The sequence below is a fragment of the Pseudooceanicola onchidii genome, assembly GCF_004959925.1.
Lineage (GTDB): Bacteria > Pseudomonadota > Alphaproteobacteria > Rhodobacterales > Rhodobacteraceae > Pseudooceanicola > Pseudooceanicola onchidii.
In genome coordinates, this window is record NZ_SPUW01000003.1 from 391164 (window position 1) to 411068 (window position 19905).

General features: G+C 65.4%; 22 protein-coding genes and 1 tRNA gene. 14 read left to right on the plus strand and 9 right to left on the minus strand.

Annotation, left to right across the window (positions count from 1 at the left end; genetic code table 11):
- Position 1 precedes the first annotated feature (1 nt).
- From E4S58_RS14840 to E4S58_RS14850, 3 genes are all read right to left on the minus strand, one after another.
- Positions 2 to 1780, minus strand: coding sequence for an acyl-CoA dehydrogenase C-terminal domain-containing protein (locus E4S58_RS14840; protein ID WP_136637235.1), 1779 nt, complete (start codon positions 1778 to 1780; stop codon positions 2 to 4).
- A 27-nt stretch (positions 1781 to 1807) separates the two neighbouring features.
- Positions 1808 to 2212, minus strand: coding sequence for a MerR family transcriptional regulator (locus E4S58_RS14845; RefSeq protein ID WP_136637236.1), 405 nt, complete (start codon positions 2210 to 2212; stop codon positions 1808 to 1810).
- Positions 2213 to 2433: 221 nt separating this feature from the next.
- Complete coding sequence (locus E4S58_RS14850; protein WP_240789569.1) at positions 2434 to 2862, minus strand: MerR family transcriptional regulator; 429 nt, start codon at positions 2860 to 2862, stop codon at positions 2434 to 2436.
- A gap of 146 nt (positions 2863 to 3008) precedes the next feature.
- Between E4S58_RS14850 and E4S58_RS14855 the strand changes: the two genes are divergently transcribed.
- The 3 genes from E4S58_RS14855 to E4S58_RS14865 are packed head-to-tail and all read left to right on the plus strand — an operon-like array spanning position 3009 to position 5270.
- Complete coding sequence (locus E4S58_RS14855; RefSeq protein WP_420821287.1) at positions 3009 to 3461, plus strand: PaaI family thioesterase; 453 nt, start codon at positions 3009 to 3011, stop codon at positions 3459 to 3461.
- Positions 3458 to 3964, plus strand: coding sequence for a PaaI family thioesterase (locus E4S58_RS14860; RefSeq protein WP_136637238.1), 507 nt, complete (start codon positions 3458 to 3460; stop codon positions 3962 to 3964). The genes E4S58_RS14855 and E4S58_RS14860 overlap by 4 nt, the downstream gene beginning before the upstream one ends.
- Entirely contained in the window at positions 3957 to 5270 is a 1314-nt protein-coding gene (locus E4S58_RS14865; protein WP_136637239.1) for an MATE family efflux transporter, read from the plus strand. The genes E4S58_RS14860 and E4S58_RS14865 overlap by 8 nt, the downstream gene beginning before the upstream one ends.
- A gap of 82 nt (positions 5271 to 5352) precedes the next feature.
- Here the strand turns inward: E4S58_RS14865 and arsC are convergent, their stop codons facing one another.
- From arsC to E4S58_RS14880, 3 genes are read right to left on the minus strand one after another with little or no spacing between them, the layout of a single operon-like run.
- Complete coding sequence (gene arsC, locus E4S58_RS14870; protein WP_136637240.1) at positions 5353 to 5697, minus strand: arsenate reductase (glutaredoxin); 345 nt, start codon at positions 5695 to 5697, stop codon at positions 5353 to 5355.
- Positions 5694 to 6752, minus strand: a complete 1059-nt coding sequence (locus E4S58_RS14875) for a quinone-dependent dihydroorotate dehydrogenase (RefSeq protein ID WP_136637241.1) — start codon at positions 6750 to 6752, stop codon at positions 5694 to 5696. The genes arsC and E4S58_RS14875 overlap by 4 nt, the downstream gene beginning before the upstream one ends.
- Positions 6749 to 7087, minus strand: coding sequence for a DUF952 domain-containing protein (locus E4S58_RS14880; protein ID WP_136637598.1), 339 nt, complete (start codon positions 7085 to 7087; stop codon positions 6749 to 6751). The genes E4S58_RS14875 and E4S58_RS14880 overlap by 4 nt, the downstream gene beginning before the upstream one ends.
- Before the next feature lie 173 nt (positions 7088 to 7260).
- Here E4S58_RS14880 and E4S58_RS14885 point away from each other — a divergent pair, with 173 nt between their 5' ends.
- The gene (locus tag E4S58_RS14885; RefSeq protein WP_136637242.1) at positions 7261 to 8829 is read left to right on the plus strand and encodes a bifunctional metallophosphatase/5'-nucleotidase; all 1569 of its coding nucleotides are present in this window, start codon (positions 7261 to 7263) and stop codon (positions 8827 to 8829) included.
- Between the two features lie 88 nt (positions 8830 to 8917).
- Here the strand turns inward: E4S58_RS14885 and E4S58_RS14890 are convergent, their stop codons facing one another.
- On the minus strand, positions 8918 to 9874 hold the full coding sequence (locus tag E4S58_RS14890; protein ID WP_136637243.1) for a pirin family protein: 957 nt from the start codon (positions 9872 to 9874) through the stop codon (positions 8918 to 8920).
- A gap of 1 nt (position 9875) precedes the next feature.
- On the minus strand, positions 9876 to 10166 hold the full coding sequence (locus tag E4S58_RS14895; RefSeq protein WP_136637244.1) for a GNAT family N-acetyltransferase: 291 nt from the start codon (positions 10164 to 10166) through the stop codon (positions 9876 to 9878).
- Positions 10167 to 10320: 154 nt separating this feature from the next.
- On the opposite strand from E4S58_RS14895, the gene E4S58_RS14900 reads away from it, so the two are divergent.
- A complete protein-coding gene (locus E4S58_RS14900; RefSeq protein WP_136637245.1) occupies positions 10321 to 10629 on the plus strand; it encodes a DnaJ family domain-containing protein in 309 nt (102 codons plus the stop codon).
- Positions 10629 to 11288: an SOS response-associated peptidase gene (locus E4S58_RS14905; RefSeq protein WP_136637246.1), complete on the plus strand. Its 660-nt coding sequence runs from the start codon at positions 10629 to 10631 to the stop codon at positions 11286 to 11288. The genes E4S58_RS14900 and E4S58_RS14905 overlap by 1 nt, the downstream gene beginning before the upstream one ends.
- Here the strand turns inward: E4S58_RS14905 and E4S58_RS14910 are convergent.
- Positions 11285 to 11965: a hypothetical protein gene (locus E4S58_RS14910; RefSeq protein ID WP_136637247.1), complete on the minus strand. Its 681-nt coding sequence runs from the start codon at positions 11963 to 11965 to the stop codon at positions 11285 to 11287. The two genes, E4S58_RS14905 and E4S58_RS14910, sit on opposite strands and share 4 nt — an antisense overlap.
- Before the next feature lie 200 nt (positions 11966 to 12165).
- Between E4S58_RS14910 and E4S58_RS14915 the strand changes: the two genes are divergently transcribed.
- From E4S58_RS14915 to E4S58_RS14950, 8 genes are all read left to right on the plus strand, one after another.
- Positions 12166 to 12492, plus strand: a complete 327-nt coding sequence (locus E4S58_RS14915) for an ElaB/YgaM/YqjD family protein (RefSeq protein ID WP_136637248.1) — start codon at positions 12166 to 12168, stop codon at positions 12490 to 12492.
- Between the two features lie 9 nt (positions 12493 to 12501).
- Positions 12502 to 12822 (plus strand): hypothetical protein, encoded by a 321-nt coding sequence (locus E4S58_RS14920; protein WP_136637249.1) that lies wholly within the window; start codon positions 12502 to 12504, stop codon positions 12820 to 12822.
- Positions 12823 to 13020: 198 nt separating this feature from the next.
- A complete protein-coding gene (locus E4S58_RS14925; protein ID WP_136637250.1) occupies positions 13021 to 14094 on the plus strand; it encodes a DUF475 domain-containing protein in 1074 nt (357 codons plus the stop codon).
- A gap of 71 nt (positions 14095 to 14165) precedes the next feature.
- Positions 14166 to 15065 carry an AEC family transporter gene (locus E4S58_RS14930; RefSeq protein WP_240789571.1) on the plus strand — a complete coding sequence of 300 codons (900 nt, stop codon included), beginning with the start codon at positions 14166 to 14168 and terminating at the stop codon, positions 15063 to 15065.
- Positions 15066 to 15137: 72 nt separating this feature from the next.
- Positions 15138 to 15211 (plus strand) — tRNA-Gly (locus E4S58_RS14935).
- A gap of 145 nt (positions 15212 to 15356) precedes the next feature.
- Positions 15357 to 17171 carry an ABC transporter transmembrane domain-containing protein gene (locus E4S58_RS14940; protein ID WP_136637251.1) on the plus strand — a complete coding sequence of 605 codons (1815 nt, stop codon included), beginning with the start codon at positions 15357 to 15359 and terminating at the stop codon, positions 17169 to 17171.
- 54 nt (positions 17172 to 17225) lie between these two features.
- Positions 17226 to 17636, plus strand: a complete 411-nt coding sequence (gene lysM, locus E4S58_RS14945; RefSeq protein ID WP_136637252.1) for a peptidoglycan-binding protein LysM — start codon at positions 17226 to 17228, stop codon at positions 17634 to 17636.
- 205 nt (positions 17637 to 17841) lie between these two features.
- Positions 17842 to 19743, plus strand: a complete 1902-nt coding sequence (locus tag E4S58_RS14950) for an acyl-CoA synthetase (protein WP_136637253.1) — start codon at positions 17842 to 17844, stop codon at positions 19741 to 19743.
- The last annotated feature ends 162 nt before the right edge of the window (positions 19744 to 19905 follow it).

Genomic DNA, 19905 nt, shown 5'->3' on the forward strand with positions numbered 1-19905 from the left:
CTCAGAAGTTGGCCGCGTCCAGCGCCATGACAGTCGAGGCACCGGAGGTAATCCGGGCCACGTGCATGGCGCAGGCGGGCAGGCGGCGGGCCATGTAATAGCGGCCCGTCGCAAGCTTGGATTCGTAGAAGTCCTTGTCCTCGGCGCCGTTGGCCAGTGCGGCCTTGGCGGCGACGGCCATGCGGGCCCACATGTAGCCCAGGCAGACGTGACCGAAGAGGTGCATGAAGTCATAAGACCCCGCCAGCGCCTCGTTCGGGTTCTTCATGCCTTGCTGCATGAAGAACATCGCCGCTTCCTGCAGCTGCTTGGAGGCGCCTTTGAGCGGCTCCATGAAGGCGGTCTTCAGGTCTTCGTCGTCCGAGTTCGCCTTGATGAAGGACTTGATCTCTTCGAAGAAGGCCATGGCGGGCTTGCCACCACCGGCGGCCAGCTTGCGGCCGACGAGGTCGAGCGCCTGGATGCCGTTTGCGCCTTCGTAGATCATGGCGATGCGGGCGTCGCGGACGTATTGCGACATGCCCCATTCCTCGATGTAGCCATGCCCGCCATAGACCTGCTGTGCCAGCACGGCCATGTCGAAACCTTCGTCCGTCAGGAAGCCCTTGAGCACCGGGGTCATCAGCGACACCAGGCCTTCGGCTTCGGCGTCGTTGTTGCGATGCGCGCGGTCGATCAGCGAGGCGGACCAGAGGCCAAAGGCACGGGCGCCCTCGACAAAGCTTTTCTGGTCCATCAGCGACCGGCGGATGTCCGGGTGCACGATCAGCGGATCGGCGGGGCCGTCGGGGTTTTCCGCGCCGGTGATGGCGCGCCCCTGCAGGCGGTCCTTGGCGTAGGCCAGCGCGTTTTCATAGGCGACGGTGGCCTGGCTCAGGCCCTGCATCGCCACGCCCAGACGCGCTTCGTTCATCATGGTGAACATGGCGCGCATGCCCTTGTGCGCTTCGCCCAGCAGGTAGCCGGTCGCGCCGTCGTAATTCATGACGCAGGTGGCGTTGCCGTGGATGCCCATCTTCTCTTCGATCTTGCCGACCGAGAGGGAGTTGCGGTCACCGGGCGTGTTGTCGTCCTTCACCATGAACTTCGGGACGATGAAGAGCGAGACGCCCTTGATGCCCTCGGGGCCGCCGGGGATCTTGGCCAGCACCAGGTGGATGACGTTGTCGGACATGTCGTGATCGCCGGCCGAGATGAAGATCTTCTGGCCGGTGATCTTGTAGCTGCCGTCGCCCGAGGGTTCGGCCTTGGTGCGCATCAGGCCCAGGTCCGTGCCGCAGTGCGGTTCGGTCAGGTTCATGGTGCCGGTCCATTCGCAGCTGACCATCTTGGGCAGATAGGTCTGCTTCTGCTCATCCGTGCCATGGGCGTGGATGGCGGAATAGGCGCCGTGGGTCAGGCCCGGGTACATCATGAAGGCCATGTTCGCGGCCGAGAAAATCTCGCCCGTCGCGGTCGAGACGAGATGCGGCAGGCCCTGGCCACCGTAGTCGGGGTCACAGTCCAGCCCCGACCAGCCGCCGTCGCGGAACTGGTCGAAGGCCGCCTTGAAGCCTTCCGGCGTGCGGACCACGCCATTTTCCAACGTGACGCCCTGCTGGTCGCCGACGGCGTTCAGCGGCGCGAAGACCTCGGAGGAGATCTTGCCGGCCTCTTCCAGGATCGCGGCGGTGAAGTCGCGGTCCAACTCGTCGTAGCCGGGGATATCCTGGCCAGAGGCGTTCAGCACGTCATGCAGCACGAACTGCATGTCTTTGACGGGGGCTGTGAATGTCGGCATCTCTCTCTCCCTTCACGGGCCGAGCGATTACTCGGCCGCCTTCGTTCCGTTCTGCAGGGACGAAATCATCTTCGCCCCCCAATCCATCTGCTCTTTCAGGTCCGAAATCGCTTCGTCGAGCTCGGCCCGACGCGCCTCCATGTCGGCCAGGCGCTGTTCGGCAATCTCGTAGGTCTTCACCAGTTGCGTGTGTTGCTGGTCGCCCATGTCATACAGGTCCAGCAGCTGGCGAAGTTCCTCGAGACTGAAGCCAAAACGCTTGCCGCGCAGGATCAGTTTCAGCCGCGCCCGGTCACGCCGGGTGAAAAGCCGTTTCTGGCCTTCGCGGATCGGAAAGAGCAGCTCCTTTGCTTCGTAGAACCGCAGGGTGCGCGGCGTTACCTCGTAGGCATCGCACATCTCGCGGATCGTCATCAGTCGATCGGTGTCCATGATTTCCATCCCATCAGATTTGATCGGTCGGTCAAAAATCAGAACACGCCCCTCATTACAACATGAGTTGACGCTTACGTAAGCGGTACGTCACGTCATTTCCAAGCTGACGTAAGATCAGCGAAGAAAGGGGCGCATTCGGTGAAACTTTTGTAAACTCGAGACTCGTTAGATTGGTTCTCTAAGGCCAAGTTTTCCTTGTGAAAAACATGTCTGAGGCATCAATTCTCGACGATGTCGCTGACGACGTCGGTTGATTCTTCATAGACCTCGAGAGATGCGGCGGTGCGATCCCGCAGCGCGCGCAATTCGGTGATCGTTTCCTCGATCTGGCGTCTTTGAGTCTCCAGTTCCTGCAGTTGCGCATCCGCGCTTTCGATCCAGGTTGCCATCTGCGCGGCAGAGCCCTGTTCGTCGTAGATATCCAGCCACTGCCGGATGTGTTCGAGAGAGAAGCCGTACTTGCGACCGCGCAGAATCAGCTTCATGCGGGCGAAGTCGCGCGGGTGGTAGAACCGCGACCGGCCCTGCCGTTCGGGGCTGAGCAGTTCGATGTATTCGTAATAGCGCAGGGTGCGCGGGGTCACGTCGAACCTTTCGCACATCTCCTTAAAGCTCAGTCGGGTTTCGTCTGCCCCACCCTGTCCCATGGCTGTCCCTCGCATCCACGTTGTGACGTGGGGTCATTTTGAAGATGTCCGCGGGGAAGGGCAAGTCATCCATCCGGGGTATGCTATTGCCCTGTCGCGATATTGCCGATCATATGCGCCGGAAAGGAAACAATCCCGCCATGTCCATGCCACCGGATCCAAGCAAGATACAGACGCCCGAGGAAATGCTGCGGGTCGCCCGCGAGTTCATGGAGGCGCTGCCGCATGCCAAGGCGCTGAACATTTCGCTCGACCAGCTGGGTGACGGGCGGGCCGAGTTCTCGATGCCCTATGACGAACGGCTGGTCGGCGATCCCGAGACGGGGGTGCTGCATGGCGGCGCGGTGTCGGCGCTGCTTGATTCTGCCTGTGGTGCGGCGGTGATCGCGCATCCCGACAATGGCGGGGGCACGGCCACGCTGGACCTGCGGATCGACTACATGCGGGCGGCCACGCCGGGACAGGCGCTGGTGGCGCAGGCGCATTGCTACCAGGTGACCCGGTCGGTGGCCTTCGTGCGCGCGGTGGCGCTGGATGATGATCGCGACCGTCCCGTGGCCTCGGCCACCGGGGCCTTTACCTTCACGGTGAAACCATGAGCCGCCGTCCCGAACCCGTCCAGGTGGTCAAGCAGCGCCGCGATGCCGCGCTGGAATCGCTGGTGGCCGGCGTGCCCTACATCCAGTTTCTCGGCGTGCAGTTCGACCGGCGCGGAGACGAGCTGACCGCGGTGCTGCCGTTCCGCGACGACCTGATCGGCAATCCTTTCCTGCCTGCGATCCACGGCGGGGTGACGGCCGGTTTCCTGGAGATCACGGCGCTTGTCGGGTTGGGCTGGTCGATGATCTGGGACGAGATCGAAGGCGCGACGCCCAAGGGCGAGGCCGGGCCGCTTCGGCTGCCCAAGACCATCGACTTCACCATCGACTACCTGCGCTCGGGCCTGCCGCGTGACGCCTACGCCCGGGCGCGGATCACCCGGTCGGGGCGGCGCTATGCCTCGGTCCAGGTCGAGGCCTGGCAGGACAACCGCGACCGGCCCTTTGCCCAGGCCATGGGCCATTTCCTGATGCCCAAGCGACCGGCGAAGGACGATGGCTGACCCGATCACCCACGCAAGGGTGTTGAAGATCGCCCTGCCGATCGTGCTGTCGAATGCCACGATCCCGCTGCTGGCGGCGGTCGACACCGGCGTTGTCGGCCAGATCGGAGAGGCCGCGCCGATCGGCGCCGTGGCCATCGGCGGCATCACCCTGACGGCGATCTACTGGATCTTCGGGTTCCTGCGCATGGGCACGACGGGGCTGACCGCCAATGCCGTGGGCGCGGGCCAGACCGGAGAGGTCGCGGCGCTGCTGACCCGCGCGCTGCTGATCGCGGGGGCGGGCGGGTTGGCGATGATCGTGCTGCAATGGCCGATCTTCGCGGCGGCCTTCGCGCTGTCCCCGGCTTCGGACGAGGTGGAGACTCTGGCGCGGCAGTACATGTCGATCCGGATCTGGTCGGCGCCCGGCGCGATTGCGGTCTACGGGCTGACCGGCTGGCTGATCGCGCAGGAACGCACCGGCGCGGTCATGGTGATCCAGATGGTCATGAACGGCATGAACATCGTGCTGGACCTGCTGTTCGTGCTGGTCTTCGACTGGGGCGTGCCGGGGGTGGCGGTCGCGACCTTCCTGTCGGAATGGTCGGGCTGCCTTGTCGGGCTCTGGCTGTGCCGCGCGGCGTTCCGCGTGCCCGCCTGGCGCGACTGGGCCCGGGTCTTCGACCGGGCGCGTCTGGTGCGGATGGCCGTGGTCAACCGCGACATCCTGATCCGGTCGCTGCTTCTGGAAGTGATCCTGGTGTCGTTTGTCTACTTCGGGTCGGATTTCGGCGACGTGCAGCTGGCGGCGAACCAGGTGCTGACGCAGTTCATGTTCATCATCGCCTATGCGATGGACGGCTTCGCCTTTGCCGCCGAGGCCTTCGTCGGGCAGTCCATGGGGCGGGGTGACCGCGCGGGGCTGCGCCGGGGCGCGGTGATGACCAGCGTCTGGGGGGTCGGCATCTGTGCCGCGCTGGCGCTGGCGTTCTTCGTCGCGGGGGGCTGGATCATCGACCTGATGGCCAAGGCGCCCGAGGTGCAGCAGGCCGCCCGGGTCTACCTGCCGTGGATGGTCGCGGCCCCGATCGTGGGCTGCGCGTCGTGGATGCTGGACGGGATCTTCATCGGCGCGGCCCGGTCACGGGACATGCGCGACATGATGGCGGTGAGCTTCGTGGTCTACATCGCGGCGGTCTATGCGCTGATCCCGGCCTTCGGCAACCACGGGCTGTGGATGGCGCTGCTGGTTTCCTTCGCGGCGCGCGGGATCACGCTGGCGTTTCGCTATCCGGCGCTGGAGCGGTCGGTGGTGGCCGCATAGGGCAGGCCGGGCGGGGGGCGCTGCCCCCGTCCTGCGGACTCCCCCGGAGTATTTTCGGCAATGTGAAGGAAGGCCGCGCGGGTCAGTCGTCCAGCAGCGGCAGAACGGCTTCGGGCGGGCGGCCGATGGCGGCCTGGTTGCCGAAGATCAGGATCGGGCGTTCGATCAGGATCGGGTTCTCGGCCATGGCGCGGATCATCGTGTCGTCGGGGGTTTCCGGCGTCAGGCCCAGTTCGGCAAAGCGCTTTTCGCGGCGACGCATCATCGCGATCGGCTTGACGCCCAGCATCGACAGGACTGCGCGGATCTCGTCTTCGGACGGCGGATCGTTGAGGTAGGGGCGGATGCGGGGCTGGTAGCCGCGTCCTTCGATCAGGGAAAGCGTCTGCCGCGACTTGGTGCAGCGGGGATTGTGCCAGAGGATCACAGGAAGTCCTTTCGTCCGGTGCCGACGGCGTCGGCCACATTGGCAAAGCCGTCACGCTCCAGAAGCGTGTCTAGGTCATGGGCGATATCGGCCGCGCGCGACAGGCCGTGGTAGGCCAGCGCGGTGTAGAGCTGCACCGCCGATGCGCCGGCGCGGATCTTGGCATAGGCGTCTTCGCCTGTCGTGATGCCGCCCACGCCGATCAGCGGGATCGTGCCGTCGGTGATCTCGTGCAGCCGCGCGAGGATCTGGGTGGAGCGCGCAAAGAGCGGCTCGCCCGAGAGGCCGCCCTTTTCGTCACGGTTCGGGTTCGAGATGCCGCGCCGCGACAGGGTCGTATTGGTGGCGATGATGGCGTCGACACCGCGATAGATCGCGACCCGCGCGATATCGGCCAGTTCGGCGTCGGTCAGATCGGGCGCGATCTTGAGGAAGACCGGGATGCGGGTCGGCAGCCAGTTGCGCGCCTCGATCACGCCCTGCAGCAGCGCCTCGAGCGCGGCGGCGCCCTGAAGATCGCGCAGGTTCTCGGTGTTGGGCGAGCTGACGTTGACGGTCGCGAAATCGACGTGCGGGCCGCAGCGCGAGAGCACGGTGGCGAAATCCTCGGCCCGGTCGGCGCTGTCCTTGTTCGCGCCGAGGTTCAGGCCCACGACGGCGCCTTCGGGGCGTTTTTCAAGGCGGGCGGCGATGGCCTCCATCCCGTCGTTGTTGAAGCCGAAGCGGTTGATGACCGCGCCGTCCTCGGGCAGGCGGAAGAGGCGCGGCTTGGGGTTGCCGGGCTGCGGACGGGGCGTGGCGGCGCCGACCTCGACAAAGCCGAAGCCCGCGCGGGCCAGCGGGGCCAGGCATTCGGCGTTCTTGTCGAACCCGGCGGCCAGGCCCACGGGGTTGGGCAGCCAGAGGCCCGCGATGCGGGTCTGCAGGCGCGGTGAGGTCACCGGGCCGGGCAGGGGCGCCAGGCCCGAGCGCAGGGCCAGAAGCGCCAGCCGGTGCGCGCGTTCCGGATCGATCCGGCGCAGCGCGGCAAGGCCCAGGGATTCAAGCGTGCTCATACCATCTGCTCCGGGAACTGGTGCGCGCCGTCGACCAGCGGCAGGGGGGCGTGCCAGGCGACCTCGGTCAGGGACAGCGCACGGTAGAGATGCGGGAAAAGCGCCCCGCCGCGCGAGGGTTCCCACACCAGGTCCTCGCCCAGCAGATCGGTATCGATCGCCGCCAGGACAAGGCCCGTCGCCCCGGCAAAGTGCTTGGCCGCCGTTTCCGCCGCCTGTGTCGCGGTCGAGAAATGGATGTAGCCATCCGTCAGGTCGATCGGCGCGCCGAGGGTCGATCCCTCCTGCGCCAGGCTCTGCCACTCGGGGCCGCGGAATATCTTGTAGATCAGCATGGCGAAGGGGATGCCCCGCCGTTCGGGTCCGGTCAAGAGGGTGCGCCTGCCCGCGCGCGGGCACTTGCCGCTTGGTTATGACCGCGCAGCCTCTCGGCGGGCGAGATGTGCTTTGACAGCGCGGGCCTTTGCGATGCAGCATCCAGCCATCACCAACCAACAGGGGACTTCCCATGTCTGTCCGTTTTCTGTCTTCCGTCGCTGCCCTGGCGCTTTCTGCCGGCACCGCGATGGCCGATTATTCGCTGACCATTCTGCACACGAACGATTTTCACGCGCGGTTCGAACCGATCTCGAAATATGATTCCGGCTGCTCGGCCGAGGACAACACGGAAGGCAAATGCTTTGGCGGGTCGGCCCGCCTGGTGACGGCAGTCGAAGAAGCCCGCGCGCGGTCCAACAACTCGATCCTCGTGGACGGGGGCGACCAGTTCCAGGGCACGCTGTTCTACACCTACTACAAGGGCAAGCTTGCGGCCGAGATGATGAACAAGATGGGCTACACGGCGATGACCGTGGGCAACCACGAGTTCGACGACGGCCCAGAAGTGCTGCGCGGCTTCATGGATGCGGTCGACTTCCCTGTTCTGATGTCCAATGCCGATGTCTCGGGCGAGCCGCTGCTGGCCGACAAGCTGATGAAATCCACGGTGATCGAACAGGGCGGCGAGAAGATCGGCCTGATCGGCCTGACGCCGCAGGACACCGATGAACTGGCGTCGCCGGGTCCGAACATCATCTTCACCGATCCCTCGGACGCCGTTCAGGGCGAGGTCGACAAGCTGACCGCCGAGGGCGTGAACAAGATCATCGTGCTGTCGCATTCGGGCTACGGCGTCGACAAGATGGTGGCCGAGAAGACCACCGGCGTCGACGTGATCGTGGGCGGCCACACCAACACCCTGCTGGGTGACATGGAAGGGGCCGAGGGTGCCTATCCGACCATGGTCGGCTCCACCGCCATCGTGTCGGCCTATGCCTACGGCAAGTTCCTGGGCGAGCTGAACGTGACCTTCGACGACGAAGGCAACGTGACCGAAGCCGTGGGCGCGCCGATCATCATGGACGGCGCCGTGGCCGAGGACGAATCCACCAAGGCCCGCATCACCGAGGCCGCCGCGCCGCTGGACGAGATCCGCAACAAGGTGGTCGCCGAGACCTCGGAAGCGATCGAGGGCAACCGCGATGTCTGCCGCGCGCAGGAATGCGGCATGGGCAACCTGGTGGCCGACGCCATGCTGGACCGCGTCGCGGACCAGGGCGTGCAGATCGCCATCGCCAACAGCGGTGGTCTGCGGGCGTCGATCGACGCGGGCGAAGTCACCATGGGCGAAGTGCTGACGGTTCTGCCGTTCCAGAACACCCTGTCGACTTTCGAGGCCACCGGCGAAACCATCGTTGCGGCGCTGGAAAACGGTGTCAGCCAGATCGAGGAAGGCGCAGGCCGCTTCCCGCAGGTGGCGGGCATCAAGTTCACCTTCGACGCGGCGGCAGAGCCGGGGTCGCGGGTGTCGGACGTCATGGTCAAGGAAGGTGACAGCTTTGTCGCCATCGATCCCGCCAAGACCTACCTGGCCGTGACCAACAACTATGTCCGCAATGGCGGCGACGGCTACAAGATGTTCACCGACGCGGCGAACGCCTATGACTTCGGGCCGGACCTTGCAGACGTGACGGCGGAATACCTGGCCGCCAACGCACCCTACACGCCCTACACCGACGGGCGTATTACCAAGAAGTAAGTCCGGGATACCGGGCAAGGACGACCCCGCCGGAGAGATCCGGCGGGGTTTTTCGTGGCGCGAAGGACGCGGACACCCCGCGCGCCGCCTACCGCTTGATCTTCATCCGGTCCATGTCGTCGGTGATCGGGATGAACTCCTCCGCGTCGCCGGGGGGCAGGTTGAAGGGGCCATTGGCCCAGTCGGCGGTCTTCCAGGCGGACTTGGCCTCTTCGATCTTGTCGGGGGAAGACGAGACGAAGTTCCACCACATGTAGCGCGGACCATTGAGGGTTTCACCGCCAAGCGCCATGATCCGCGCGCCCTGCGATCCGGCGCGCACGGAAATCCTGTCTCCGGGACGGAAGACCATCATGCGCCCGGCCGCGAAGCTCTCTCCGGCGATCTGGATCTCTCCGCTCAGGACATAGATCCCGCGATCCTCGTGATCGTCGGGCAGGGGCAGGGTGCCGCCGGGGGCGAGGGTCACGTCGGCATAGAAGATCTCGGACTGCATGGTCACGGGGGCGCGTTCGCCCCAGGCCGTGCCTAGAATCAGCCGGGCGGAACTGCCGTTGTCTTCCAGCAGGGGCAGGGCGTCGCGCTTGTGGTGTTCGAAGGCGGGCGGCAGATCTTCGCGGTTTTCCGGCAGGGCCACCCAAGTCTGGATGCCCAGGATCGAATGCGGCGCCTTGCGGGTGTCTTCCGAGGTGCGTTCGGAATGGGTCACGCCGCGCCCGGCGAGCATCCAGTTGACCTCTCCGGGGTGGATCATCTGATGCGTGCCCAGGCTGTCGCGATGTTCGAATTCGCCCTTGTAGAGGTATGTGACCGTGCCCAGGCCGATGTGCGGATGCGGCCGCACGTCGATGCCCTGCGCGGTGATGAATTCGGCCGGGCCCATCTGGTCGAAGAAGATGAAGGGCCCGACCATCTGACGGTCGACCGAGGGCAGGGCGCGGCGCACTTCGAAGCCGCCCAAGTCTCGGGCGCGGGGGATGATCACCGTCTCGATGCTGTCGAGGCTGGTGTCACCGTCGGGGCCGTGGGTCGGGTTCCAGCTCATGTCAGGCTCCCTCGAAGACGTCCGACCACGCGGGGTGGCGGGCCAGTTGCGCGTTCACGAAGGGGCAGAGCGGGACGACCGTAGTGCCGGTGGCGCGGGCGTCGGCGACCAGCGCCTCGACCAGGGCCAGGCCAACGCCTTTGCCGCCCAGGGCTTCAGGCACGCCGGTGTGGTCGGCGATGATGCGGGTCGGGCTGAGACGGGAATAGGTCAGCTCGGCCTCGTGGCCGTCCACCGTCACGGTGAACCGGCCCTTGGTCGCGCCATCTTCCTTGCGGATGTCGAAGGTCATGTGGGGCTCCTCTCGTTGGACCCAATGTGGCACGGCGCGGGGCGTTTGCATTCCCCCAGGCGCGCACAGGCGGTCTGCGCGCTTGTCGGGGTGTCCGACCGGGGCTTCACGTCGGGGGCTTCCGTCCACGCCGGGGGCGCCCTACATTGACCGCATGGACCATCCTCTGATCGACCTCATCTCGGCCAAGATCGCCGAAGCCGAACGCAACGGCGACTTCGACAACCTGCCGGGCGCGGGCAAGCCGCTGCCGCGTGTCGACGACCCTGAGAACGCGCTGATCCGCCGGATCATGGAGGAGAACAGGGCCGAGCCCGAATTCGTGACGCTGTCGCGGCGGCTGACGGCGCTGCGGGCCGAACTGGTCGAGGAATCCGATCGTACGAAGCGCCGCGAGATCATGACCGAGATGTCGATGATGGAGGCGCGGATCGAAATGGCCCGCCGCGCCTTTGCGCGCTGATGTGCGGACGGTTCGCGGTCACCCTGCCGCCCGACGCGATGGCGCAGCTGTTCAAGGCTGTGCCCGCGAACGATCTGGCCGAGGTGCCGAACTTCAATGTCTGCCCGACCGTGCAGGTCAATGTCTGTTCGCTGGACGAAACGGGGCGGCGGCTGCGGGCGATGCGGTGGGGGTTCGTGCCGCACTGGTACAAGGCGCCAAATGACGGGCCGCTGCTGATCAACGCGCGGGCCGAAACCATCGCCGAAAAGCCCGCGTTCCGGGCAGCCGCGCGGGAACGGCGCTGCCTGATCGCGATGGACGGGTTCTATGAATGGGACCGCGCGGGCGACCAGAAACTGCCGTGGTTCATCCACCGCCGGGACCGTGCGCCGATGGTCGTCGCGGGCATCTGGCAGGACTGGAGCCGTGGCGATGACGCACTGACGGCCTGCGCCATCGTCACGACCGAGGCCGAGGGACAGATGGCCGAGATCCACAACCGTATCCCCGTGCTGCTCGAGCCGGACGACTGGGGGCTGTGGCTGGGCGAGGACGGAAAAGGCGCCGCCCGCCTGATGCGGGCCGCGCCGGATGAGGTCTATGACATGTACCGCGTCGGGACGGAGGTGAACTCCAACCGCGCCAGCGGTGAAGGGCTGGTGGCCCCGATCGGCTAGTTGGTGTTGTTGCCCTGTCCGTAGTCGTTGGTCAGGCCAAGGCCTAGGCCACCACCCAGCAGACCACCCAGGCCGTTGCCGACGTCCTGCAACAGGCCCGATACGCCGGCCAGCGTGTAGCCAAGGCCCGACGCCAGTTCGACGGTTTCACCATCCTTGCCGATGATATTGCCGTTCGGATCGATCAGGTCGCCAAAGTCGACCGACGAGGGGCGATCCTCAAGCCGGACTTCACCGCGCATGGACGTGTAGCCATAGCTGCTTTTTCGGAAATCCAGTTCGTCGTCGGACTGCATGACCATGGACCAGGACTGGTTGCGCGACAGCCAGCCGGTGTTCCACGAACTGTCGTCCGCCTGAACCTTGATCGACGAATTCCGCAGGTTGTAGAACTTCAGCTCGTCGCCCGGCTCAGCGTAGACGCGGGTGGGAAAGAAGGTGTCCCCGACGATGAAGACCGTGTGGATCACGCCCGTCGGGTCGACATCGGTATTGCCACCGCCGCCGCCGCCGCCGCTCCAACCGCCGCCGCCACCGCCGTAGCAGCCGAAGAAGCAGTTCAGGAAATCACCCAGCCCGGCCTGCGACGGTGTCGCGGTGGCGCCAAGGCTCAGCGCGGCAATGGGCAGGCTCAGAAGGGCAGGGCGCAGGGATGCGCGCCAGGATGTGATGGGCATGGACTCACCTCTTGGGCTGGTTCTAGGTGAACATGAGTGCAAATTGCGGCGATGTGAGGGCCATAAGGCGGTAAGACTGCCGTAATTTGAAATGTATTAACGACGATAGCCTGCGAAACCGGGATTTGGCGGCCATCGTGGGAACAATCGCCGGGGACATGCGTTTTTCCGTCAACAGAAACGTAGACAGGAGACAAATCATGGCTCGTGCAAATTCCAATGGCACCGTTCCCGCAAGCGCGGATGAAGTCCGTGACCAGATCGCCGCCCTGCAGGCCGACATGGCGCAGTTGACCAAGACCGTTGGTGAATACGGTCGCGCGCGTACGGATGAAGCGAAGGCTGCCGCTACCCGAAAGGCGGAAGAGCTGCGCAGCCGCGCGGACACCCTGCGCACCGATGCCGAAGCGCAGGTGCGCCAGGGCTATGCACAGGCCGAGACCGCCGTGCGCGACAACCCGGCCGCCGCCGTGGGCATTGCCGCCGGTCTCGGCTTTCTCGTCGGGCTGCTTTCGGCACGTCGGTAAGAGGTCGCGATGCTGACCTCGCTCAAACTCTCGCTGCGTCGTGCAGGCTTTGGCCTGGGCGGCGCCTTTCTGATGATGATCGGGGCGGCCTTCCTGACCGTGTCGGCCTGGATCACCCTGGTCGAAATGCGGGATGCGCAATTCGCGGCGCTGGTGATCGGCGGGGTCTATTTCGGCCTTGGACTGGTCGTCATCGCGATCGGCGCACGGCGCCCTTACGTTCCCCCGGCTGCCGCCGCTCCGCTTAGCATGAGCGGGCTGAGCGCAGCCTTTGCCCAGGGGTTCGGTGCAGGCGTCGCCACCCGGTCCGCCGTCAAACCGCGCCTCTGATGATGCAACCGCAGGCATGCCCGATGACCCGTCCGAATTATTTCGGTCGGGCCATTGACGCGCGCCCGGGTGACACCAGATATTCCGACGGCGAAGCCAGCTTTGCCCCATGACCGGTGACCGGGCCCCTCTGGCACATGCGAGCGGCGCATGTGCGATGTCGGCACTGAACGCTCATCTGCCGCGATATTGTTCAACATGACCGACCCCCAAGGAACCAAGCTGCGGCAGGGCCCCGCGCATGGCGTGATACATTACTTCAAATGGGCCTTCATCGTCACCTTCGCGGGGCTTGCGCTTGGTGCGGTGCTGGGCTGGCAGCAGACCGGCAGCCTGAACGGGATGCTGACGATCTTCTTCATCGTTGCCGTGCTGGCGGTGCTGGAAATCAGCCTCTCGTTCGACAATGCCATCGTGAATGCCAACAAGCTCAAGACGATGACGCCGGAATGGCAGCACCGGTTCCTGACCTGGGGGATCCTGATCGCCGTCTTCGGCATGCGGATCCTGTTCCCGCTGCTGATCGTGGTGGTCGCCGCCAAGGTCACCCCGTGGGAGGCGCTGGTGCTGGCTGCCTCGAACCCCGAGCAATACGCCCACATCATGGAAGGCGCGCATCTGTCGATTTCGGCCTTCGGCGGCACCTTCCTGATGATGGTCGGGCTTGCCTTCTTCTTCGACGGCGAAAAGGACATCCACTGGGTCCGCTGGATCGAGGCCAAGGCGGCCTCTTACGCGACGGTCAAGGGGATCGAGGTGGCCGTGGTGCTGCTGATCGTGCTGGCCTTCACCAAGTTGCACGACGACGTGGAAAGCCGCGTCTTCCTGTCCTCGGCGATCTGGGGGTTGGTGACCTTCCTGTGCGTCGAGGTGCTGGGCGGCGTGCTGGACCGAAAGGCGACGCTGGTCGAAGGCGCCAAGGGCGGGCTGGGCGCGTTCCTCTACCTCGAGGTGCTGGACGCGTCGTTTTCCTTTGACGGGGTGATCGGGGCCTTCGCGCTGTCTAAGAACCTGTTCGTCATCGCGATCGGGCTGGGGATCGGCGCGATGTACGTGCGGTCGATGACCATCATGCTGGTCGAAAAGGGCACACTGGCACAGTACCGGTATCTGGAACACGGGGCCTTCTACGCGATCCTGGTGCTGTCGGTCATCATGTACATCCAGTCGTTCTTCCACATCCCCGAGGTCATCACCGGGCTGGGCGGCGCGGCGCTGATCGGCGTGGCGCTGTGGTCGTCGATGCGGTGGAACAAGCGGCATTGCACGTAAGGTCAGGGGCTTGCCAAGGGGGGCAGGGCGGCGCATCACGGGGGCAAGACCCCGCCTGACCGGACCTGCCCTTGTCGCCCGTACTTCTTGCCCTCATCCCCGACTTCGCGCTGATCGTGCTGGGCGTCGTGATGCGCCGTCAGCTGGCGGCGGCGGTGTGGCAGGGGATCGACCGGCTGAATTACCTGCTGCTGTTTCCCGCGCTGGTCTTCCTGGCCACGCTTGGCCGGGTGCCGACGACGGCTGACCTGCTGCTGATCGGGCCGGGGGTCTGGGCGATCATGGGGCTGGGGCTGACACTCGCCTGGCTGGCGCGGCCCCTGGGGCCCGACCGGTTTCTGGACTTCGCGGGCATGTGGCAGTGCAGCTGGCGGTTCAACACCGCGCTTGGCTTTGTCTGCATCCAGGGCTTTCCCGACGAATATCGCGCGATCCTGTCGATCGCCATCGGGCTTGCGGTGCCGGTGGCGAACATCCTTGCGGTGGCGGGGCTGTCGCGGGGCAACGCGATGTCGTTCGGCCATACGGTCAAGCAGATCCTGCTGAACCCGTTCTTCCTGGCATCCTTCCTGGGCATATCCCTGTCCATCGCGGGACTGCGCCCGCCCGACCTGGTGCTGGCCCCGCTTGACCGGCTGTCGGACGCCGCGCTGCCGATCGCGATGATCTCAATCGGGGCGGCGCTGCGGCTCGAGGCGCTGGCGAAGCTCGATCTCTTCAAGCTGGCGATCAACGTGATCCGGCTGGTAATCCTGCCGACGGTGACCTTTGCCGTGACCGGCCTGATCGGGATGGATACCCCATACCGCACGGTGCTGGTGATCTTTGCCGCGCTGCCCTCGGCCTCGGCGGCGCATGTGCTGGCCTCGGTCTTCGGTGCGGACCGCGAGGCCGTGGCGACGGTGATCGCCCAGACGACCTTCCTGGGCTGCGCGACCCTGCCGTTCTGGCTGATGATGCTGGGCGGGTAGGGGCGTTTTGGCCGGGATGCGTCGCCCGGCTTGACCCCGACACTGGGGTATGGAATATGCGACGCACTGAGCGCGGGTATGGTGTAATGGTAGCGCCCTAGCCTTCCAAGCTAGTCGTGCGGGTTCGATTCCCGCTACCCGCTCCAGATCCTTCCGACATGACCTTCCGGACAGGCCCCGCGACACCGCGCCGCCCTGCTGCGCGCGCTCACGGGTTGACCCGGCGCAGTGGCCCCGCCATGTAGCCAAGGCCCGCTTCGGCGGGGAGGGACCGAGGGGGCAAGGACAGCCATGGCACGACAGCCAACAGCCATTCCGGGCGCGGACGACCGCGAGAAAAGCCGTGACCTTGGGGCCTTGCGCCGGTTGTGGCCCTTTCTGAAACCCTATTACGGCATGATGACGGCGGCCTTCGTGGCGCTGGTGCTGACGGCGGGCGTGTCGCTGCTGCTGCCCTTGGCCGTGCGCCGGGTGGTCGACAATTTCGGCGTCGATGCCTCGGGCCTTCTGGATCAGTACTTCGGCGCGGCCATCGGGTTCGCCGCGCTTCTCGCGCTTGGCACGGGCCTGCGCTATGCGCTGGTGACGCGGCTGGGGGAACGGGTCGTGGCGGATATCCGCAAGGCCGTCTTCGGCCGGGTCATCCAGATGTCGCCCGCCTTCTACGAGACCACGATGACCGGCGAGGTGCTGAGCCGGATCACCACCGACACGACGCTGATCCAGTCGGTGATCGGTTCGTCGGTGTCGATCGCGCTGCGTAACCTGCTGATCTTCCTGGGCGGGCTGGTGCTGATGCTGTTCACCTCGGCCAAGCTGACGGGGCTGGTGCTGCTGATCGTGCCGGTGGTGATCGTGCCGATCCTGACCCTGGGGCGCAAGCTGCGGGTGCTGAGCCGCGAGAACCAGGACTGGATCGCGCAGTCGTCGGGCAATGCCTCCGAGGCGCTCTTGTCGGTGCAGACCGTGCAGGCCTTCACCCACGAGGATCGCAGCCGCGCGACCTTCGACGCGGTGACCGAGCAAAGCTATCGCTCGGCCCTGCGGCGGACGACGGCGCGGGCGGTGATGACGGTGATCGTGATCTTCCTGATCTTCTCGGGCATCGTCGGCGTGCTGTGGATCGGGGCGCATGACGTGCGCGCGGGCGAGATGTCGACCGGCGCGCTGGTGCAGTTCGTGATCTATTCGGTCATGGTCGCGGGCGCCGTCGCCGCGCTGTCCGAGATCTGGGGAGAGCTGCAGCGCGCGGCCGGGGCCACCGAACGGCTGGTCGAACTGCTGGCGGTCGAGGACGCGGTCAAGGATCCGGCGACGCCCGGCCTGCTGCCCGATCCCGTCCGCGGCCAGATCACCTTTGACGATGTGACCTTCCACTATCCTTCGCGCCCCGGCACGGCGGCGCTGGACGCGGTGTCGCTGACCGTCAATCCCGGGGAAACGGTGGCGCTGGTCGGGCCGTCGGGGGCGGGCAAGTCGACCGTGATCCAGATGATCCTGCGGTTCTACGACCCCGAACGCGGCACGGTGCGGCTGGACGGCACCGACCTGCGTGACCTGTCCCGGCGCGATTTCCGCCGCGCGGTGGCGCTGGTGCCGCAGGATCCGGTGATCTTCGCGGCCTCGGCGCGCGACAATATCCGGTTCGGCTGGCCCGACGCCTCGGACGCCGATGTGGAAGCGGCGGCCAAGGCTGCAGCCGCGCATGACTTCATCATGGCGCTGCCCGACGGCTACGACAGCCCGCTTGGCGAACGCGGCGTGATGCTGTCGGGCGGACAGAAACAGCGCATCGCCATTGCCCGCGCCATCCTGCGCGATGCGCCGGTGCTGCTGCTGGACGAGGCGACCAGCGCGCTGGACGCGGAAAGCGAACGGCTGGTGCAGCACGCGGTCGAGGTGGTCGCCGAAGGCCGCACGACCATCGTGATCGCGCACCGCCTGTCCACCGTGAAGAAGGCCGATCGTATCGTGGTCATGGACAATGGCCGCATCGTCGCAACGGGGCGTCACGACGACCTGGTGGCCGAAGGCGGGCTTTACGCACGGCTTGCAAGATTGCAGTTTACCGAAGGTGGCGCGGGGATTGCACCGGATCAGACCTGATCCCGAAGGGGTCCGTCGCGCCATCCGTATTTGAACCCATGGATGGAGAGTGTGATGGGTCTGTTCAATTTTTGGAAAAAATCCGGCAAGAAAGTCAAAGGCGGCGGTGACGCGGCCCCGTCGGCGGAAGATTTGAAAAAAGAGGTCGAGGACCTGGGCCTCGATACCACGGGTCTTGATATCCAGGTGGATGGCGACAAGGTGACCGTCGGCTCTGCCGCCTCGGATGAGATCAAGGAAAAGATCATCCTCGCGGTCGGCAATGTCGAAGGCGTGGCCGAGGTCGAGGCGGACGCCGACGCGGCGGTCTTCCACACGGTCGAAAAGGGCGACACGCTTTGGGCGATTGCCAAGACCACGCTTGGCGACGGCAACCGCTACAACGAGATCTTCGAGGCCAACAAGCCGATGCTGACCCATCCCGACAAGATCTATCCCGGGCAGGTGCTGCGCATTCCGCAGTGACCGGGGCATGTCGAATTGACGACGCAGGCCGCCACGGGATCCCCGCTGGCGGCCTTTGACCTGGCGGGCAGGGCTAGGTCAGAAACGGGGCTAAGCGCCCCGAAACCAAAGGTTTGAACGTTCCGTCACGCTTGCGCCGGGTGCAATTGTCGCACATGGTCCCCACATAAAGCGCAGACCAATAAGGCAACGGGAGGAAAGCCTCATGGTAATGACGTCGCTCGCCGACAATCTGGCCATTCAAAATGCGATGCCCTACGAGGACCGGGACCTGCCGCGCACCGTCTACGAGATGCTGGCACGGACCACCCAGAAATTCCCGTCGCACGACGCGATCTCCTTCCAGTTGACCTCGGGGCCGACCGACAAGGCCGAGACGCTGACCTGGCAGGAGTTGCACGACAAGACCTGTCAGGCGGCGAACCTGTTCCGGTCGCTTGGCATCGGCGAAGGGGACGTGGTCGCGCTGGTCCTGCCGAACTGCAACGAAACGGCGATTTCGATCCTGGGCGGCATGGTCGCGGGCATCGTGAACCCGATCAATCCGCTGCTCGATGCCGAACAGATCGCGGCCATCCTGCGCGAAACCAAGGCCAAGGTCGTGGTGACCCTGCGTGGCTTCCCGCAGACCGATGTCGCGCAGAAGACGGCCGAGGCCGTGAAGGCCGCGCCGGGCGTGAAGACCGTTCTCGAGATCGACCTGAACCGGTACCTGACGCCGCCGAAAAGCTGGATCGTGCCGCTGATCCGCCCGAAGGTCACGACGACGCATGATGCGGCCGTCAAGAACTTCAACGCCGAGCTTGCCCGCCAGCCCAAGACGCTTGGCTTCGAGGACCGCAAGGAAGACCGCGTCGCGGCCTATTTCCACACCGGCGGCACCACGGGCATGCCCAAGGTCGCGCAGCACAAGAACTCGGGCATCGTCTACAACGGCTGGCTGGGGCACGAGCTGCTTTACACCGAAGAAGACAACGTGATCTGCCCGCTGCCGCTGTTCCATGTCTTTGCCTGCCACGTGATCTTCATGTCGATGGTCAAATCGGGCGCGCATGTGGTCTTCCCGACGCCCGCCGGCTATCGCGGCGACGGCGTGTTCGACAACTTCTGGAAGCTGTGCGAACGCTGGAAGATCACCTTCATCATCACCGTGCCGACGGCGATTTCGGCCATGATGCAGCGTCCGGTGGATGCCGATATCTCGACCGTGAAAACCTCGTTCTCGGGCTCTGCCCCGCTGCCGCAAGAGCTGTTCAACCGGTTCGAAAAGGCGACCGGCGTGACCATTGTCGAAGGCTATGGCCTGACCGAGGCGACCTGCCTTGTGTCGTGCAACCCCGTCGCGGGGGTCAAGAAGATCGGGTCCGTCGGCATCCCGTTCCCCTACACCGACGTCAAGATCCTGACCCATGCCGAAGACGGAACCGTGCGTGAATGCGGCGTCGACGAAGTGGGCGAGATCTGCATTTCCAACCCGGGCGTGGTCGACGGATCGACCTATACCGAGGAAATCAAGAACCGCGATCTTTATCATTCGCGCCCCGACACGAACCGGCTGTACCTTCGGACCGGTGACCTTGGGCGACTGGATGCGGACGGATACCTCTATATCACCGGGCGCGCCAAGGATCTGATCATCCGCGGCGGTCACAACATCGACCCGGCCGAAATCGAGGAAGCCCTGCTGCGCCACGAAGCCGTCGCCTTTGCCGGCGCCATCGGCCAGCCCGACGCGCATTCGGGCGAGGTGCCCTGCGCCTATGTCGAACTGGTCGAGGGGGCCAGTGTCACGCCCGAGGAACTGACCGAGTTCGCCTGTTCGCATATCCACGAACGCGCGGCCTATCCCAAGCATGTAGAGATCATGAAGGAGCTGCCCAAGACCGCCGTCGGCAAGGTCTTCAAGCCCGACCTGCGCAAGAGCGCGATCACCCGGATCTACAACGCCGCCCTGTCCGAGGCCGGTGTCGAGGCGAAGGTGGTCGAGGTCGTCGACGACAAGAAGCTGGGCCTGACCGCCAAGGTCAAGAAGACCGGAGAGGTCGACGACATGGCGATCACCGCGCTTCTGGGCAAGTTCACGCGCCCCTGGGCGTGGGTCGACTGATTTCACCGGGCCTGACAGGCTAAAGCACAAGGGGTCACGCCATCCGCGTGGCCCCTTTGCGTTTGGTGCGCGGGGGGCGATCCGCATCGCGACGCTACGGCATCCGCCTCGGCCCTTGCATGCCGGCCTGTGCAGGTGTCCTATGCTTACGCATACGTCAAC

Coding starts and splice junctions, on each gene's coding strand:
- E4S58_RS14840 (WP_136637235.1), bottom strand. CDS start 1,780: ATGCCGACATTCACAGCCCCCGTCAAAGACATGCAGTTCGTGCTGCAT.
- E4S58_RS14845 (WP_136637236.1), bottom strand. CDS start 2,212: ATGGACACCGATCGACTGATGACGATCCGCGAGATGTGCGATGCCTAC.
- E4S58_RS14850 (WP_240789569.1), bottom strand. CDS start 2,862: ATGGGACAGGGTGGGGCAGACGAAACCCGACTGAGCTTTAAGGAGATG.
- E4S58_RS14855 (WP_420821287.1), top strand. CDS start 3,009: ATGCCACCGGATCCAAGCAAGATACAGACGCCCGAGGAAATGCTGCGG.
- E4S58_RS14860 (WP_136637238.1), top strand. CDS start 3,458: ATGAGCCGCCGTCCCGAACCCGTCCAGGTGGTCAAGCAGCGCCGCGAT.
- E4S58_RS14865 (WP_136637239.1), top strand. CDS start 3,957: ATGGCTGACCCGATCACCCACGCAAGGGTGTTGAAGATCGCCCTGCCG.
- E4S58_RS14875 (WP_136637241.1), bottom strand. CDS start 6,752: ATGAGCACGCTTGAATCCCTGGGCCTTGCCGCGCTGCGCCGGATCGAT.
- E4S58_RS14880 (WP_136637598.1), bottom strand. CDS start 7,087: ATGCTGATCTACAAGATATTCCGCGGCCCCGAGTGGCAGAGCCTGGCG.
- E4S58_RS14885 (WP_136637242.1), top strand. CDS start 7,261: ATGTCTGTCCGTTTTCTGTCTTCCGTCGCTGCCCTGGCGCTTTCTGCC.
- E4S58_RS14890 (WP_136637243.1), bottom strand. CDS start 9,874: ATGAGCTGGAACCCGACCCACGGCCCCGACGGTGACACCAGCCTCGAC.
- E4S58_RS14895 (WP_136637244.1), bottom strand. CDS start 10,166: ATGACCTTCGACATCCGCAAGGAAGATGGCGCGACCAAGGGCCGGTTC.
- E4S58_RS14900 (WP_136637245.1), top strand. CDS start 10,321: ATGGACCATCCTCTGATCGACCTCATCTCGGCCAAGATCGCCGAAGCC.
- E4S58_RS14905 (WP_136637246.1), top strand. CDS start 10,629: ATGTGCGGACGGTTCGCGGTCACCCTGCCGCCCGACGCGATGGCGCAG.
- E4S58_RS14910 (WP_136637247.1), bottom strand. CDS start 11,965: ATGCCCATCACATCCTGGCGCGCATCCCTGCGCCCTGCCCTTCTGAGC.
- E4S58_RS14915 (WP_136637248.1), top strand. CDS start 12,166: ATGGCTCGTGCAAATTCCAATGGCACCGTTCCCGCAAGCGCGGATGAA.
- E4S58_RS14920 (WP_136637249.1), top strand. CDS start 12,502: ATGCTGACCTCGCTCAAACTCTCGCTGCGTCGTGCAGGCTTTGGCCTG.
- E4S58_RS14925 (WP_136637250.1), top strand. CDS start 13,021: ATGACCGACCCCCAAGGAACCAAGCTGCGGCAGGGCCCCGCGCATGGC.
- E4S58_RS14940 (WP_136637251.1), top strand. CDS start 15,357: ATGGCACGACAGCCAACAGCCATTCCGGGCGCGGACGACCGCGAGAAA.
- lysM (WP_136637252.1), top strand. CDS start 17,226: ATGGGTCTGTTCAATTTTTGGAAAAAATCCGGCAAGAAAGTCAAAGGC.
- E4S58_RS14950 (WP_136637253.1), top strand. CDS start 17,842: ATGGTAATGACGTCGCTCGCCGACAATCTGGCCATTCAAAATGCGATG.